The sequence below is a fragment of the Arthrobacter burdickii genome (genome assembly GCF_030433645.1).
GTDB lineage: Bacteria > Actinomycetota > Actinomycetes > Actinomycetales > Micrococcaceae > Arthrobacter_D > Arthrobacter_D burdickii.
In genome coordinates this window covers 1,449,887-1,465,448 of record NZ_JAROCG010000001.1, presented here as the reverse complement: position 1 = coordinate 1,465,448, position 15,562 = coordinate 1,449,887, and the positions used below count along the sequence as shown (strand labels likewise).

The window sequence follows — 15,562 nt, the reverse complement described above, 5'->3', positions numbered from 1 at the left end:
TGGAGTGGCGTGCGGTGGGGCCGGGTGCGGGCTACTTGAGCGAGCCCAGCGACAACCCGCCCTGCCAGTACTTCTGGAGGGAGAGGAAGGCGATGATCAGCGGGATGATCGAGATGAAGGCACCCGTGGTGATCAGGTTCCACAGCGCCTCGCCCCCGCTGCCGGCATTGGAGAGGGCCTGCCAGCCGTTGAGGCCGACCGTGACGGGCAGCAGCAGCGGGTCGCTGAGGACCGCGAGCGGCAGGAAGAAGTTGTTCCAGGTCCCGACGACGGACAACAGGAGCACCGTCACGATCGCCGGGCGCAGCAGCGGAAGCGCGATCTGGAAGAACGTGCGGATCTCGCCCGCGCCGTCGATCCGTGCGGCGTCGAGGAGTTCGTCGGGCACCGCCTCCTGCGCAAAGACCCGCATGAGGTAGACACCGAAGGGGCTGAGCAGCGACGGCAGGATGACGGCCCAGATGGTGTTCACCAGTCCCGCCGAGCTCAGGAGGACGAAGGTCGGGATCACCAGCGCCGTGAGCGGCACCATGACCGCGCCGAGCAGGATACCGAAGAAGGCACCCCTGCCGCGGAAGTTGTACTTGGCGAAGCCGTAGCCCGCGAGGACCGCCAGGATGGTCGCACCCACCCCGCCGGAGATCGCGTAGAGGAACGAGTTGCCCAGCCAGCGCCAGTAGATGCCGTCCTGCCGCTCGAACAGGCCCTGCAGGTTGCTGAAGAAGTGGAACTCGCTGTCGAACCAGAGCGGTCCGCCCGATCCTCCGAACAGGCCGGCGGTGTCCTTGGTGCTCGCGACCGTCAGCCACCAGATGGGGGTGATGAAGTAGATGACGAGGATGAGCAGGAAGATGTGGGAGCCGACGCGCGGACCACCGTTGCGTGCCCGGTTGCGGGAGGCCGATCCGCGGACCTTGCGCCCGCTGTCCTGCTGTTGGGGGGTGTCTGTGACGAGTGCCATGGCTTATTTCAGTCCGCTCTGCTTGCGGGTCAGGAAGAGGAAGAAGAAGGAGAAGACGAACACGACGATGCCGAGGGCGAAGGAGATGGCGGAGGCGTAGTTGAACTGGCTGTAGGAGAACGCCAGGGAGAACGCGTACATGTTCGGCGTGTAGGAGGTCGGGATGGCGCCCTGCGCCACACCCCTCAGCACCTGGGGCTCGGTGAAGAACTGCAGGGTGCCGATCAGGGCGAAGATGACCACCATGACCAGGGAGGACGAGATCATCGGGACCTTGATCCGCAGGGCGATCTGCCGGTCGGAGGCGCCGTCGAGCACCGCCGCCTCGTAGATCCCGGGGTCGATGCCGCGCAGGGCGGCGTAGATGATGATCATGTAGTAGCCGGCCCACTGCCAGGTGACGATGTTCACGAGGCTGCCGAAGATGTTGTCCTGCGCCAGGAATTCCGGTGCGGCGAGTCCGAAGATGCCGAAGATGCTGCTCGCCGGGCCGAAGCGGGGGCTGTAGAGGAAGCCCCACATCAGGGCGCCGATGACGACCGGCACCGCATAGGGGATGAAGATCATCAGGCGGGAGAACTTCGAGGCCCACGTGGTCAGGTTGTCGAGGACGAGGGCCGCGACGAGTGCCACGAGCATCTGGGCCGGGATCATGATCAGGGCGAACTTCGCCACGGTGCCGAGGCCCTGGAGGAAGATCGGATCGGAGAACGCCTTGATGTAGTTGTCTCCGCCGACGAACCTGTTGCCGGTCGCGAGGGTGCTGGTGAACAGGCTCATCCGGAAGGCATAGACCAGGGGAAGGATGAGGAAGGTCAGGAAGATGAGGGCGAAGGGCGCCACGAACAGCCATCCCCAGCGCTGCTTGCGCCGGTAGTTCCTGTCCGGGCGGTGCTTGACCTGGTGGGGTGCCTCGGCGCGGTGTGACGACGTCGGCGCGGTGGTCGTGGCCATGGTGGTCTTTCCTCGAGCTGTGGGACGCATGTGCGGCGGAAGCCTGCCGGGAGCGGTTCGGGAGCGGTTCGGGAGCGGTTCGGGAGCGGTTCGGGAGGGCGCCCGCAGGAGCGGGCGCCCTCCCGTGGCTTACTTGATGGTGAAGCCCTGCTCGGTCGCGTACTGCTCGAGCGAGGCCTGCAGGTCGTCGAGCGCCTGGCTCGCGTCCTTCTCGCCCTGGACCATCGCGTAGATCTCGACGGTCAGCTGGTCGTAGGCGTAGTTCTGGAACGGGCTGAACGTGGCGCCCTCGTAGCCGGCTGCGGCGTCGAGGAAGACGTCCTTGTTGATCTGCTGGCCGCCGAAGAACTCGTACTCCTTGTCGGCGAACGCCTCGGATTCGAGGACGGGAGCGTAGGACGGGAAGAGGGCTCCCTTGTCGACGCCGAGGTTCATGCCCTCCTCGTTGCCGAAGATGCCCATGGCGACCTTCGCTGCGAGCTCCTTGTCCTTCGCCTGCTCGGTCACCGCGAAGGTGGAGCCGCCCCAGTTCACCTGGACGGGGCTGGCAGCGTCCCACTGCGGGAGCGGGGCCGCACGCCAGACGGCGTTCGGATCGGCGTCCGACAGGCCCTGCAGGTAGCCGGGGCCCCAGGCGGCAGCCAGGTAGACGGCGTAGGAGCCGTCCACGAGCTTGGTGTTGTAGTCGGCCGTGAAGGCGTCATCGGTGGCGACGAGGCCATCCTTCACGAGGCCGTCCCAGTACTCGAGGACCTTCTTGGCACCTTCGTCGTTCACCTTGATGCCGATCTCCTGCGGGTTCGCGGAGTCGTATTCGAACGGGACGGAGCCGGCCTGGGCGAAGAGCGCCTGGTTGAACGCGCGCCCGTTGGTCGGGAAGTCGGCGATGACGGCGCCGTCGCCGGACTCCTTCAGCTTCTTGGCCGCTGCCTCGAACTCCTCCCAGGTGGTCGGCACCTCGATGCCTGCGGCATCGAAGAGGTCCTGGCGGTAGAGCATGCCCATGGGGCCGCCGTCGACGGGGATGGCGTAGACGGCGTCACCGCTGCTCGCGTCTTCCCAGGCACCCTCGGCGTAGTCCGCCTTGACGTCATCGGCGCCGAACTCGGTGAGGTCCACGAGGGCATCGCGGATGGTGAAGCTGGAGAGGACCTCGGATTCGAGCTGGATGACGTCGGGGGCGCCGGAGCCGGACTCGATGGAGGTGGAGAACTTCGTGTACTCGTCGTTGCCCTGGCCGGCGTTCGTCCAGCAGATCTGGACGTCGTCGTTGGCGTTGTTGAACTGGTCGACGACCTCGTTGAACGCGGGATACCAGGCCCACACGGTGACCTGCGGGGCCTCGGCGTTGACGATGGTGTTGGTGCAGGACGCAGCTTCGGAGCCGCCTCCGCCGCCGCTTCCGCTTCCTCCGGAGCAGCCGGTCAGTGCTACAGCAGTGGCGGCGACGATGCCTGCCGATGCCAGGAACTTGGCTTTCATATCTCTTGCTTCCTCTCGCGGTGGTATTCCACCGTGGTCCGCCCAGGGGCGGCCGGTCCGGGTGCTGCAGGGAGGAGGATCGCCGGGGCAACAGATGCTGAGCCCGCTCGAATCTTCCTTGATCCGGGTCCGTCCTCCTGCAGGTCAGCTCGCCGGGCGAGGGTCTCTACAAGTGCCGGTTCCGTCATTTACATCGTTGTAGGTAAACGATGTAGAAGAAGCATGCAGAGTGAGGGCTGTCACTGTCAAGCAGCTGGGCGAAAATTTCGGTGCCGGTCGGAGAACTAGCCCGGCAGTGCGGAGGACTCGCGCTCGACGACCCGGAAACGCGCCTCGAACTCCCGCGGTGGAACATCGTCCTCGCGGCTCGAGATGCGCTCCTGGAGGACGCGCACGGCGGTGTCGGCTATCTCGGCCCTGCCCGGGTCGATCGTCGAGAGCGTCGGCAGGGAGTACCTGCCCTCGTCGAGGTCGTCGAAGCCGATCACGGCGACGTCGTCGGGAATCCTCCGGCCCGCTTCCTGCAGCACCCGCATGGCACCGAGGGCCAGCGTGTCGTTCAAGCCGAACACCGCATCGAATTCGACGCCGGACTCGAGCAGTTGCCGCATCGACGTGGCACCGTTCGAGCGATGCCACAGGGTCGTATAACCCAGGAGCCTCGGGTCGAACGGAACGCCGGCCTCCTCGAGCGCCTGCCGGTAGCCCCGCAGGCGCAACCCGGCGGAGCCGATCACCTCACCCTCGTGCGCACCGACGACGGCGATCCGGCGACGGCCCTTGGACAGCAGGTGTGCCGTTGCAGCCTGCGCGGACTCGACGTTGCTCATCGTCACGTGGTCGGTCGGCCCACCGAAGATCCGTTCGCCGAGGAGGACGAGCGGGAAGCTGACGTTCAGGTGGTCGGCGTCCTCGTTGGACATACCGAGCGGACTGAAGAGCAGCCCGTCCGTCATCTGGAGCCGTGGGCTGGAGAGGATCTCGAGCTCGTGGGCGCGGTCTCCCCCCGTCTGCTCGATGAGGACCTTCAGGCCCCGCCCTTCAGCGGCCTTGATGATGGAGTCCGCCAGCTCCGCGAAGTAACTCAGCGAGAGTTCGGGCACGGCGAGTCCGATCACGCCCGTCCTGCCCGAGCGCAGGCTGCGCGCGGAGAGGTTCGGGCTGTACCCGAGCTCGGAGATGGCCTCCATGACCCGCTGCTTGGTGTCCGCGCGGATGTGCTGGTAGTCGTTGATGACGTTCGAGACGGTCTTGATCGAGACACCGGCCGCCAGCGCGACGTCCTTCAGTGTGGCCGCCATGCCGCTCCCTCATCCCGCCGTGATGCCCTGTACGTCACGCGTGAGGCGAGTCTACAACGATGTAGGATGGCCGGGCACCGTTGACGAGGTGGTGCCAGCTTTCATCCCATCGTCGCGATACCGGCCAGACGTCGCGACACCGGCCAGAGAAGGACCACCATGATCGAGGAACAGGTACGGGACCGGCTCAACTGGGCGGGGAACTACGAGTACCGCGCCCGCACGATCGAGCATCCCACGTCGCTCGCCGACCTCCGGAGGGCGGTGGCCGGCGCCACACGCATCAGCGCTCTCGGCTCGCGCCACTCCTTCAACGACATCGCCGACAGCCCCGAGACCCTCGTGTCCCTGGACGTGCTCGACCCGGGCGTCGAGGTCGATGAGCGCGCGCTCACCGTCACGGTCGGTGCCGGTGTACGGTACGGCGTCCTCGCGGAGCACCTCCAGCGCCGCGGCTTCGCCCTCCACAACCTCGCCTCGCTCCCCCACATCTCGGTCGGTGGCGCCATCGCCACTGCCACTCACGGTTCGGGGAACGCCAACGGCAACCTCGCCACCGCCGTCGTCGGGTTGGAGCTGGTCACCGCGTCCGGCGACGTCCTGACCGTCGGAAAGGGGGACGCCGACTTCGACGGCATGGTGGTCGGCCTCGGCGCACTCGGCGTCGTCCACCGCGTGACCCTGCGCATCGAGCCGACCTTCGAGGTGCGCCAGGACGTCTTCACCGAGGTGCCGTGGGACGCGGTCCTCGCCGACTACGACGCCGCGACCTCGTCCGCCTACAGCGTCAGCCTGTTCACCGACTGGGCCGGAGACACGATCGGACAGGTGTGGCTCAAGAGCAGGATGGACAGCGGCTCCGACGTGCCGGCGCAGTTCTACGGCGGCGTCCCGGCGGACCGCGCCTACCACCCGGTACCGGGCGTCGCCGCCGACCACTGCACACAGCAACTCGGCGTCCCCGGACCGTGGTCAGACCGCCTCGCGCACTTCCGCCTCGCCTTCACCCCCAGCAACGGCCAGGAGCTGCAGACCGAGTACCTCGTGGGAAGCGAGCACGCCGTCGAGGCGATCCAGCGGATGCGCGAACTCGCACCGCGGATCACGCCCCTGCTGCAGGTCTCGGAAGTGCGGTCGATGGCGGCGGACGAGCTGTGGCTCAGCACCAACTACCAGCGTCCCGGAATCGGCCTGCACTTCACCTGGAAGCCTCTGCAGGACGAGGTGGAAGCACTCCTGCCCGAGATCGAGGCCGCGCTCGCCCCGCTCCAGGCCCGCCCGCACTGGGGCAAGCTGTTCGCTGCCGAGGCAGCACACCTCGCGCCGCTCTACCCCCGCTTCGACGACTTCCGAGCGCTGGCCCTGCGCATGGACCCCGAGGGCAAGTTCCGCAACCCCTTCCTCGACCGCACGATCTTCGGCACGACGCCGTAGGAGGGGCCGCTGCTGGCCCGCCTGCACTGATCTCCACGGTAGGGGTGCCGGAGCAACGACAAGGCCGGCTACCCGGGGGAACGTCACACGATCACGGGCAATACTGCGTGCTGGACAGGTAGTTTCGCGCCACGTTGAGGGTTGATTCTCAAGGGTCAACCAATGGACACTGGACAAACCTGGGGAGGTTCGATATGTCAGTCGACTTCGGGAGCAACGATGCGCAACGATGGATTCCTTCCCCTGGGCAGGCGTGGTAGAGGCCGCAGGGCTTCCTGGCTCGGCGCTCTGCTGACCGCGCTGCTGCTTGCGCTGGGCGCCCTGGTGGTGCCGGTCGCGGCGTCGGCTGCTCCCGGTGATGTCGGGGTCGAGGGTCCGTCCCATGCCGGGACGGGTACCCCGACGGGTACGAAGCGGGCGACCAACGCGCTCTGGTTCAACGACGGGTTCTGGTGGGGGAACCTGTGGGACACGGCTAGCGCGGATTTCCACATCTTCCGGTTCGACACCGGAACGAGCTCGTGGGTCGATACCGGTGTGGCGACTGAGACGCGCGCCAGCACCCATCACGATGTCCTGTGGGACGGGTCGACGCTCTTTGTGGCCAGCTACCGGTTCGTCAACGACGGCCTGCCGGCCGAGCCGAACTTCCCGACGACGATGCGCCGCTACAGCTACAACGCGAGCACGAAGACCTACACGCTGCTCAGCTCCACGCAGATCAACAACTCCAAGGTCGAGGCCCTGACCATCGACAAGGACTCGACCGGTCGGGTGTGGGCCACCTGGCGAGAGCAGGACAACCGGATCTATTTGAACGTCACCGGCACGGACGGCACGACGTGGGGGACGCCGTTTCCGCACCCCGCGGGGTTGAGCAACGTCTCAGTGGACGACATCTCCGCCCTGATCGCGTTCGGACCCGGCAAGATGGGATTGATGTGGAGCCGTGAGGTCGGCGATGCCACCGACGGCATGTACTGGAGCTTCCACGTCGATGGAGCGTCGAACACCTCCTGGAGCCCTGCCGTGGCGGCGACGTCGGGACTGAACAGCGGTGATGACCACATGAACCTGAAGTGGCTGGATTCCTCCGGTGGCCGGGTCTTCGCCGCGGTCAAGACATCATTCACCTCCCCGTCCCAGCCGCTGATCCAGCTGTTGGCACTGGACAACGCGTCCTCGCAGTGGACGGCCCACACGATCGCGACCCAGGGCGAGTGCCCCAACCGGGTGATCGTCCTGATCGACGAGGCCGCGCAGCGGCTGCGGACCTTCGCCACCTATCCCAAGCCCAGCGGCACCACGAACGCCGGCGTCTGTTCCACCACGGGGGGCGCGATCTATGAGAAGTCCGCGCCGCTGAACGACCCCGGCCAGCTGGCCGCCGCCACGAAGATCCCTCGCATCGTGGACGCCGACCAGTACGTGCACAACGTGACGTCGACGAAACAGAACCTCAACAGCGCGGCGCGGGGCACGGCCAACAGCGGTGTGCTGATCCTCGCCGACGTGAACGCCACGAACCGTTACTGGCACTTCCACGACCCCAGCGGCGGCGGGAGTCCTGCGCCGACGCCAACGGATACGACGGCTCCGACGGTGACGGCTACGACGCCGGCTGATGGCACCACGTCCGTGGCGCCGGCGTCCGATGTGACGGCATCGTTCTCGGAGGCGATCAGCCCGGCGACGGTCACGGCGAACACCTTCACCCTCATGGCGCAGGGCAGCAGCACCTCAGTGGGCGCCACCGTCACACTCGACAGCACGGGCAGGATTGCGACGCTGAACCCGACTGCGGACCTCACGCCAGGTACCACGTACACGGCGACGATCACGGGCGGAACCGGTGGGGTGACGGATGCTGCCGGCAACCCGTTGGCGACAAGCAGGACCTGGACCTTCACCACGGCTCCCGCGGCCGGTGGCACGTTGGAGACCGTCACGCTGACGGCGACCGCCGACAGCTATGTGTCCAGCGGGGCGCCGGGGACGAACCGTGGCACGAGCCCCACGCTGTGGGTGGACAGCAGCCCGATAGAGATCACGTACCTGGCGTTCAACCTGAGAGCGTATGCGGGCAGGACGATCGAGAGTGCCACGCTGCAGCTGACCAGCGCAGGTAACGGGTCGACGGGCAAGCAGAATATCAAGCTGGTCGCCAATGACAGCTGGACCGAGACCGGGATCACGTACGCCAACGCTCCTGCCCCCGGCGCCAGCATCGGCACGCTGGGTCCGACAGCGATCAACACCCGTTACAGCGTTCCGCTCTCGGCCACCGGCCTGGCCGGTGAGCTAGGCCAGCAGCTCTCCCTGGGCATCGACTCCAGCAGCAGCGACGGCCTGATCCTCAACTCCAAGGAAGCCGGCGCTACCTCCGCACCCACGCTGGTGCTCACGCTGAGGTAACAGGTCACGGCCGGCATTCGGACGCTATGTGCCGGGACTTCATCTGTGAAGAGGAAGTCCCGGCACATTCATGTCCACACCTACCGCGCTAGGCCCCGTGGCTGGGAGTCCTGTCTGAATCCTGCTCGGCGACCCGTTTTCTGCGGGCGGGTACGCCGGCACTCACTCCATGCGGGGAGGATCTTCGAGCAGGCGGTTTGCGAGCACTTGAACGGCCCTGCCCAGGTTATGCAGCTGGCCCGCCGGCGCGCCGCGACCCGGTAGGGCTCAGCTACCCGCCGGTCGCCAGTAGCGCAGCCCACCGCTGGTGGCGCCGTCGCGGGCCACGTCGACCACGACGTACGGGAACGCACGACGGTCCGACTGGTCGAGTCCACGACCGCGGACGTCCGACCCCCAGGTGCCGGTGTTGGCGTACCGGGTGGGGCTCGCCTCGAGGGCCGACTCGAGCGCCCGGTGGGTGTGACCCGAGACGTACCAGGACACCGCGGCGCCGTGCGCCTCGAGGGTACGCGCGACCCGGACCGCTGCAGCGGGGGCGTCCTCCCTGACGACGTTCCGCCCCGCGGCCGCGAGCACCATCCGGGTCGCGGTGACAGGGAGCGCCGACACCGTCCGGAACCGGGACAGCCGCGCCAGATCCCGAACGGCCACCCCATCGAGCGCGAGCCGCAGTGACTCGGTCTGCAACAACTGGTCGTACGCGTGTTCCCGGACGCGGAGTTCCGCCCGCTCGGACGCCAGGCACGCCCGCGCCACGGCCCCCGCGCGACTCAGGCGGGACCTGGACGGATTTTCGTTCCAAGCGGCGAGCGGCGGTAGGTCCAGCTCGTCGGTACCGTTGACCGCGGCCCGGAGCACCTCGGGTATCCGGTGCAGCGCGTGGTGCTGGTGCCCGTGCTCCGCCACCAGCACGCCGGGCACATGGAGGAACCACGGGTGCACCTGGACCCGGGCAGGCTCGACGGGTGACAGCAGCGCCGCCAGGCGGGCGGCGACCGAGGGCCGGGCCAGCTCCACGTCGTGGTTGCCGCACACGAAGTGCAGCTGTACACCGCGCGTGGCGCACGCCTTCAGTGCCCGGAAGGTGTCGAGGTGGCAGGACAGGATGGACTCGAGCCGGGCCAGGGTCTCCTCCTCGGTGAACCCGGCCAGTTCGAACGTGTCACCGACGAACACGACGTGCTGCTGCAGATCGGAGGCTGCAAGAACCTCGCCGCGCAGGAACTCGGGCAATACCCTCCCGGGGGAACGGGGGTCGTCGTCCGAGACGCCCAGGTGGAGGTCGCTGACGAGCCACCACCGCGCCGCGCCGTTCATAGGAGCAGTCCCATGACACGGGGAAGGACGAGGAGCAGGTACATGATCCACATGACGGCGACACCCCTGCGACTCACGGTCCCTGCCAGGTCGATCAGCATCCCGCCCGCCGAGCGCGTTCCCTGCACGTAGGGACTCTGATGACGCCCATCGTGACGACGCACACCTGCCACGGCCGCAAAGCGGGGTAGGACATCGCCCGGAGCAAGGCGGGGCAGAACACCAGGACGAGCAGCATGCCGAGCGGGGGGCCGGTCAGCTGCGGACGGTAGGCCGCTGTCCGGTCCGACGCGCCGGAACTCGAGCGCGACGAGGGTGAAGAGCAGAACGGCCGTCGCGAGAAGTCCCGCCACGTCGATGATCATGCTGCGGCCTCCTGCCGTGCGCGCGCCATGCACGCGAGGATGGTGATGACGCCCATCGTGACCACGCACGCCTGCCACGACCAGAGCGCGAGGTAGAACATCGCCGTGGACACTGCCGTGAGCACGGCGAGGCCGAGCGCCAGGACGAGCAGGGCGCCGAGCGCGAGGTCCTTCACGTCCATGAGCCGCACCAGTGCCTGTCCCGGGAGCAGGATGAGGACGGCCAGTGCGGCGACCGCCTGCAGCGGTGCCGGCAGCCCGACGAGCGTCGCCAGCGACAGCGCGACGGCCAGGAGACCGAGCACCACGGTGCCCCGGCTGACGCCGCTCATCGCGCCACCGTGTATGCTCGCGCATCGGCGTTGCTGAACGCGAGCTCCACGCCATCCTGCACGCTCAGCCACTCCTCCAGCTCGGCGAACTCGCCCGCGGTGGTGGTGCCCTGAAGCACGAGGCTCGCCTCCGCGGAGCGCGTGAGCAGCACGACTCCGCCGCCAGGATTGTGCCGGATGTAATCGTAGACGGCCGGGCCGCAGGTCGCTGCCGCCAGGTCTTTCAGGCACAGGTCATCGACCGTCCTGTACCGGTGGTCGAGGTAGCCCTCGCTGCGCCACGGCGTCGGATTCGCAGCCGAGATGATCGCCGAACCCGGCGGCGCCATGCCCTGCACGGCAGCGATGGCGCTCATTTCATCGTCGGTGAAGACGTCGTACCGGGCGTTCCCGAACCGGCCGGTCACGGTCAGCACGGCCAGCAGGAAGCAGGTGAGGACAAGGCCCGCCACGGCGCGGGAGGAGGGACGTGTGCCGCCGTCGGGAAGCAGGACCGAACACGCCTGCAGGGCGACGAAGGGCAGTGCGAACAGCGAGACGCGGATGAGCATCTCCCCGCCGTACGCCTGCGCGGGGAAGAGCACCAGGGGGGTGACGGCGAGGAGTACCACGCGGATATCGAGACGCCCCCGGCGCCAGTCCCGTAGTGCGCCCAGTGCGGCGAGCGCCCACAGCACGAGGGTGAGAACCACCCTGATCCTCACCACGAACACATGCCCGGCCGACCCGGCTATGCGGTCGGTGACGTTCGCCTCGGTCGCGACCTGCAGTCCCGCGTCCGCCAGCGGCGGGTGCCCGACGAGGTAGGCACTGGCGGGGTAGAGAAGCCAGAGCGCCAGCACGACCGCCGTGATCAGCAGCAGCCGACTGGGCCAGATACGTCCGCTCAGGGTGAGGGCGGTGATGGCGATGAGCAACATGAACGGTGTCAGTTGGTGGCTCGCGCAGATGACGGCGACGAGCAGAAGGGCCACCGCGAGGGCGCCCGTCCGGAGCACCGGTCGGGTCTCGGCAGCCGATCGCCCTCGCCACCACGACGTGAGCTGCGCGCGCCCGAGACCGTGGATCTTGGGCACCCGCGCCGCCAAGGGGCCGACGACCAGCGCGATCACGACGAGATGCAGGAAGAAGCCGAACGCCTGGGGGGACAGGTAGTCCTGGTCCTGCCAGTTGCCGAGGCAGAAGAGCCAGAGCGCGAGCCAGCGCCGTCGCGCATCGCGCGTCAGGTAGCCGGTCAGCACGCCCATCGCAGCGAGCCACAAACCCATGTTGAGCACCGGTGCCCACAGGGCGAGGGTCACCGGGTCGAGTCCGGTCGCCCCGAGCACCGTCGCCAGGAGGGCGAAGAAACCCGGCCAGTTGAAGTACGCGTCGATGGTCGGGTCGATCCCCTGGGTGCCTGCGAGGGCGTCGGCGATGCCGAGGTGACGGAACGCAACCTCACCCCGCGGTACGTCCGTCACGAAGGCTGCTGTCCCGAAGATCACGAGTACGAGCACCACCATGAGCCAGATCATGACCGGACGGCGCGCCGGGCCGGCGGCATCCCCCCGCAACGCCACGACGAAGGCGACGTGCAGCAGCAGGACCCCCACCCAGAACGGGTAGGGCAGCACGGCGACGAGCCCCAGGTCGCTGTTCACGGGCACAGCCACCGTGGAGGCGGCTCCCACGGCGAGTGCCAGCGCCACGACGCCGGCCAGTACACACGTCACGTCGCGCGGCTTCCAGCGTCCGGCGGTGCGGCGGCTGGCCTCATCAAGCGTGCTGGTCGTCATCGAGCGTCCTTCGTCAGGCGGTGGAGGACGGCGACCAACCGGACACCGACCGCCACGGCCCCGATGGAGAGCACCACCAGCCACGCCAAGGCCATGGCCGTGGCGCCCCTGTCGGCGGCCCACACTGCCGCGGTGCACAGGGCGATGCCGAGTACGAGGCCGACCGCGATCGCCTCCGCAAACCGACCGCGGGCCCGGCACACGGCATTGTAGGCCTGCAGCACCGCGTACGCCACCACTCCGGCCGCCAACCATCGCAGGGCGCCGGCGGAGGAGTCTGCGTACCGCTCACCCAGCAGGGTGAGCAGTGGGTGGGCGAAGACGATGAGGACGACGGAAGCCAGGCCTCCCACCGCGAGTGACCACCGGAGACTCGCCCAGGTGGTCGACACCAGGCGGGCCGGTTCGCGGACTCCCTCGGAGAACTGGACGATGCCCATCAGCATCGGTGCTGTGTAGGCAGCCCAGGCCATCATCCATGCGGGATACCAGTAGGCAGCGGCCTCCGGCGCCACCATGTGCGCAAGCAGCAGCGGCAGCACCAGCCCTGGGAGGCGCTCGGTGAGGGTGAGGAGCTGGTTCGGAATGCCGAGCGACAGCAGTGGGAGGCCTCGTGCGGAGCGCAAGGATGGTCGCGGCCGGTAACCGACCAGCCGTCGCAGCTGTACCGCGCCGACGGCGCACGCCGTGATCGATCCGAGCGCCCAGCAGGCCATCAGCACGTCGGCGGTTGCACCCTGCGCCTGCCATGCGACGAGCGCCGCGGCCGCCAGTGAGACCCCGCCGCCCAGGATGTACCTCGGGGTAGCGGTAGCACCCCGGCCCAACGCCACGAGCGCCTGGTCCAGGACGATGGCGACGGTACCGGCGACGGCAGCCACGAGGAACGTGAGCCAGAAGAGCACCGATTCCGACGACGTGTCCGGTGCGAGGGCGGACTGCAGCACGAGGTAGCCAAGGGCCAGCGTGGTGCCGGCCAGCCCCACGATGGCGAACGCTGCGTCCAGCACCCGCGCGGGCGCCTCCCCTCGGCCTACCGCGACGATCACGGCGGACCCGGCACCCAGCACGGCCAGCTGCGTGCAGATCATCACCGCCGACACCGCGGCCGCGGTCAGGCCGATCTCACGATCCGCGGTGGCATGGGCCGCCACGACCCAGAAGGCGAAACCCGAGCCCGTCTGGGCGACCTTGCCCACGATGAGGCCGAGCGAGCTGCGCAGGGCGGAATGGCGGACGATCGCCGCATCCGCCACAGCGGTCCCCCGCCTAGCCCTCACGGCGCGCGACTCCCCTCGCCAGGCCCGCGTAGTTGTACCAGCAGAAAGCGATGTAGTAGCGCAGCCACCGGGGCTGACCTGCGACCAGGCTCAGGGCGCTACCCCGGACTGCTGCGGCGGCCGGCAGCAGCGCCAACCTCGCCCCACGCCAGCCGTGCTTCCGGATCATCCGGCCCAGTCCCGTTCCGTCCATGAGGAACTGGTCGAGCGCGAAGTCGAAGTCATCCGCGGCGAAGCGATGTTCGACCATGACCCGGTCCGACACCGCGGTTCGCAGCCCCGACTGCCTCATCCGCCAGCGCAGCTCGATGTCCTCCCCCGACTTGAAGGAGTCGTCGAACCCCATGCCCAGCATCAGGTCCCGGTCGACGAGCGTCGCCACCAGCCCGAACCAGTTCCGGCTGCGGCCGGTGCGGTGGTGATGCGCCAGCGCCTGCCCCCAGTAGCCCGGTCCGGCGACACTCTCCAGACCGGCCTGGAGAGCGTCGTAGTTGCCCTCGACCAGCTCCGTGAGCAGGTCGGCGACCCCCGTGGGCCCGAAGACGACGTCGGCGTCGCAGAGCAGGACCCAGCGGGTGGTGCTGCTCTGCACGCCGAGTGTTCGTGCCCATGGCAGACCGCGGCCCTCGTCGCTCAGGACCCGGGCGCCGGCCGCATGGGCGAGCTCGACGGTGCGGTCCGTGGACAACCCGTCCACCAGGATGATCTCGGCGACACCGGACGCCCGCAGGGCCTCCAGGCAGCGCGGAAGAAGTTGCTCGGCGTTGCGGGCCGGAACGACCGCAGTGACCTCGGCAGGGCTGTGACCCACGGTGTCCCCCTCAGACCTGCTCGAGGACCGACGGCAGCAGCTCCTCGAGGTACCGGACGATGTCGTCCGACGCCTCGTCGGCCGAGTATGCGGCGGGCACCTGCAGCAGGTGGCAGGGTCGTCCGTCGAGCGCCTTGCTCAGCACGTCCCCCTTGGCCGCGAAGTGCTCGCGCCACGGGACGACGGACGTAGCCGCCAGACCGGTGACAACCTGCTGCGAGAAGCCTGCCATCTCGATGTGGAAGTTGCCGATCATGCGGTCGACCATCCACTCCTTCGACTTCTCGACGAGCCGGGACCGGGTGCCCTCGAAACGCTCGATGTAGATGACGGCCGCGAGCGGGGCCGAGGTCGTCACTTCCTGTCCCGGGAACGCGGTTGCCGGCTCAACCATGCGGTGCTCGGGCGACCAGCGTCGGGAGAAGTCCGCCAGGCGCGGATAGCGGATGACGTACGGATGCACCACCGTGGTGAGACGGCCGACGCTCTGGGAGAGCTGCGACGGGACGAGGGGCTTCCGGACACCTTCGAACAGATGCGGGTAGATGGTCCGGTGGTGTGGCTTGATGAACATCGGCTTCGCGTAGCCGAGCAGCTCGGCGTCCTCGGACAGGAAGGCCCAGTCGTCGCCGATGAACGACCATCCCTCGCGCCGCATCAGCTTGGCGGCGGTGCTCGTCTTGCCGGTCCCTCCGGCGGCGGGAAGCGCGATCGCGTGGCCCCGGTATGCCATCGTCGCCGCGTGGATCATGCCGGCTCCCCGACTGATCATGGCGGCATCGAGAACAGGGACCACGGAGGTCAGCAGTTCGCCCGGCCCGTGGATGCGCCACTGCTCTGCGTCCCTCACGATCTGGACCCGATCGTCCTGGAAACGAACGCTGTTCTCCGTGTACGCGAGCTCGTGCTCGAGCAGGCCGGCCTCGGGCATCGGCTCCGGCTGGGCATCGACGACGATGTCGGCCGGCCGTTCCGTGTCGGTGGCGAAGCACGCCAACATGCTCTTGAGCTGCATCGCTGCCGGCGCTTGTGCGTCGACGCGTATTGTGACGCGGCCGTGGATGTCGAAATACAGTGCCTCGGTCTGCGAGGTGCGCATGGTCGTCCCCTGTCTGGATGTGGTGTAGGT

13 protein-coding genes are annotated in these 15,562 nt (G+C 68.2%); 2 read left to right on the top strand and 11 right to left on the bottom strand.

The window, feature by feature from the left end:
- Positions 1–31 precede the first annotated feature (31 nt).
- The 4 genes from P5G52_RS06795 to P5G52_RS06780 all read right to left on the bottom strand — a co-directional run bounded on the left by P5G52_RS06795 (position 32) and on the right by P5G52_RS06780 (position 4,698).
- Positions 32–961 (bottom strand): carbohydrate ABC transporter permease, encoded by a 930-nt coding sequence (locus P5G52_RS06795; RefSeq protein ID WP_301225877.1) that lies wholly within the window; start codon positions 959–961, stop codon positions 32–34.
- Positions 962–964: 3 nt separating this feature from the next.
- A complete protein-coding gene (locus tag P5G52_RS06790; protein ID WP_301225874.1) occupies positions 965–1,915 on the bottom strand; it encodes a carbohydrate ABC transporter permease in 951 nt (316 codons plus the stop codon).
- 129 nt (positions 1,916–2,044) lie between these two features.
- On the bottom strand, positions 2,045–3,397 hold the full coding sequence (locus P5G52_RS06785) for an ABC transporter substrate-binding protein (RefSeq protein ID WP_301225873.1): 1,353 nt from the start codon (positions 3,395–3,397) through the stop codon (positions 2,045–2,047).
- A gap of 284 nt (positions 3,398–3,681) precedes the next feature.
- Complete coding sequence (locus P5G52_RS06780) at positions 3,682–4,698, bottom strand: LacI family DNA-binding transcriptional regulator (RefSeq protein ID WP_301225871.1); 1,017 nt, start codon at positions 4,696–4,698, stop codon at positions 3,682–3,684.
- A gap of 159 nt (positions 4,699–4,857) precedes the next feature.
- Between P5G52_RS06780 and P5G52_RS06775 the strand changes: the two genes are divergently transcribed.
- Together P5G52_RS06775 and P5G52_RS06770 are read left to right on the top strand one after the other, a co-directional pair.
- Positions 4,858–6,132: an FAD-binding protein gene (locus P5G52_RS06775; RefSeq protein WP_301225869.1), complete on the top strand. Its 1,275-nt coding sequence runs from the start codon at positions 4,858–4,860 to the stop codon at positions 6,130–6,132.
- 219 nt (positions 6,133–6,351) lie between these two features.
- Entirely contained in the window at positions 6,352–8,547 is a 2,196-nt protein-coding gene (locus P5G52_RS06770) for an Ig-like domain-containing protein (protein ID WP_301225867.1), read from the top strand.
- 267 nt (positions 8,548–8,814) lie between these two features.
- Here P5G52_RS06770 and P5G52_RS06765 read toward each other — a convergent pair whose 3' ends face one another.
- From P5G52_RS06765 to P5G52_RS06735, 7 genes are all read right to left on the bottom strand, one after another.
- Positions 8,815–9,867, bottom strand: a complete 1,053-nt coding sequence (locus P5G52_RS06765) for a metallophosphoesterase family protein (protein ID WP_301225865.1) — start codon at positions 9,865–9,867, stop codon at positions 8,815–8,817.
- Positions 9,864–9,995, bottom strand: coding sequence for a hypothetical protein (locus P5G52_RS06760; RefSeq protein ID WP_301225863.1), 132 nt, complete (start codon positions 9,993–9,995; stop codon positions 9,864–9,866). The genes P5G52_RS06765 and P5G52_RS06760 overlap by 4 nt, the downstream gene beginning before the upstream one ends.
- Before the next feature lie 233 nt (positions 9,996–10,228).
- Positions 10,229–10,564, bottom strand: a complete 336-nt coding sequence (locus tag P5G52_RS06755) for a hypothetical protein (protein ID WP_301225861.1) — start codon at positions 10,562–10,564, stop codon at positions 10,229–10,231.
- Positions 10,561–12,342, bottom strand: coding sequence for a glycosyltransferase (locus P5G52_RS06750; protein ID WP_301225859.1), 1,782 nt, complete (start codon positions 12,340–12,342; stop codon positions 10,561–10,563). The genes P5G52_RS06755 and P5G52_RS06750 overlap by 4 nt, the downstream gene beginning before the upstream one ends.
- Positions 12,339–13,598: a lipopolysaccharide biosynthesis protein gene (locus P5G52_RS06745; protein ID WP_301225857.1), complete on the bottom strand. Its 1,260-nt coding sequence runs from the start codon at positions 13,596–13,598 to the stop codon at positions 12,339–12,341. The genes P5G52_RS06750 and P5G52_RS06745 overlap by 4 nt, the downstream gene beginning before the upstream one ends.
- Before the next feature lie 13 nt (positions 13,599–13,611).
- Positions 13,612–14,433, bottom strand: coding sequence for a glycosyltransferase family 2 protein (locus P5G52_RS06740; RefSeq protein ID WP_301225855.1), 822 nt, complete (start codon positions 14,431–14,433; stop codon positions 13,612–13,614).
- A gap of 10 nt (positions 14,434–14,443) precedes the next feature.
- Positions 14,444–15,532, bottom strand: coding sequence for a hypothetical protein (locus P5G52_RS06735; RefSeq protein ID WP_301225853.1), 1,089 nt, complete (start codon positions 15,530–15,532; stop codon positions 14,444–14,446).
- Positions 15,533–15,562 lie beyond the last annotated feature (30 nt).

Excerpts from the sequence above, each read along its gene's own strand:
- P5G52_RS06795 (WP_301225877.1), bottom strand. The coding sequence starts at position 961 with ATGGCACTCGTCACAGACACCCCCCAACAGCAGGACAGCGGGCGCAAG.
- P5G52_RS06790 (WP_301225874.1), bottom strand. The coding sequence starts at position 1,915 with ATGGCCACGACCACCGCGCCGACGTCGTCACACCGCGCCGAGGCACCC.
- P5G52_RS06785 (WP_301225873.1), bottom strand. The coding sequence starts at position 3,397 with ATGAAAGCCAAGTTCCTGGCATCGGCAGGCATCGTCGCCGCCACTGCT.
- P5G52_RS06780 (WP_301225871.1), bottom strand. The coding sequence starts at position 4,698 with ATGGCGGCCACACTGAAGGACGTCGCGCTGGCGGCCGGTGTCTCGATC.
- P5G52_RS06775 (WP_301225869.1), top strand. The coding sequence starts at position 4,858 with ATGATCGAGGAACAGGTACGGGACCGGCTCAACTGGGCGGGGAACTAC.
- P5G52_RS06770 (WP_301225867.1), top strand. The coding sequence starts at position 6,352 with ATGCGCAACGATGGATTCCTTCCCCTGGGCAGGCGTGGTAGAGGCCGC.
- P5G52_RS06765 (WP_301225865.1), bottom strand. The coding sequence starts at position 9,867 with ATGAACGGCGCGGCGCGGTGGTGGCTCGTCAGCGACCTCCACCTGGGC.
- P5G52_RS06755 (WP_301225861.1), bottom strand. The coding sequence starts at position 10,564 with ATGAGCGGCGTCAGCCGGGGCACCGTGGTGCTCGGTCTCCTGGCCGTC.
- P5G52_RS06750 (WP_301225859.1), bottom strand. The coding sequence starts at position 12,342 with ATGACGACCAGCACGCTTGATGAGGCCAGCCGCCGCACCGCCGGACGC.
- P5G52_RS06735 (WP_301225853.1), bottom strand. The coding sequence starts at position 15,532 with ATGCGCACCTCGCAGACCGAGGCACTGTATTTCGACATCCACGGCCGC.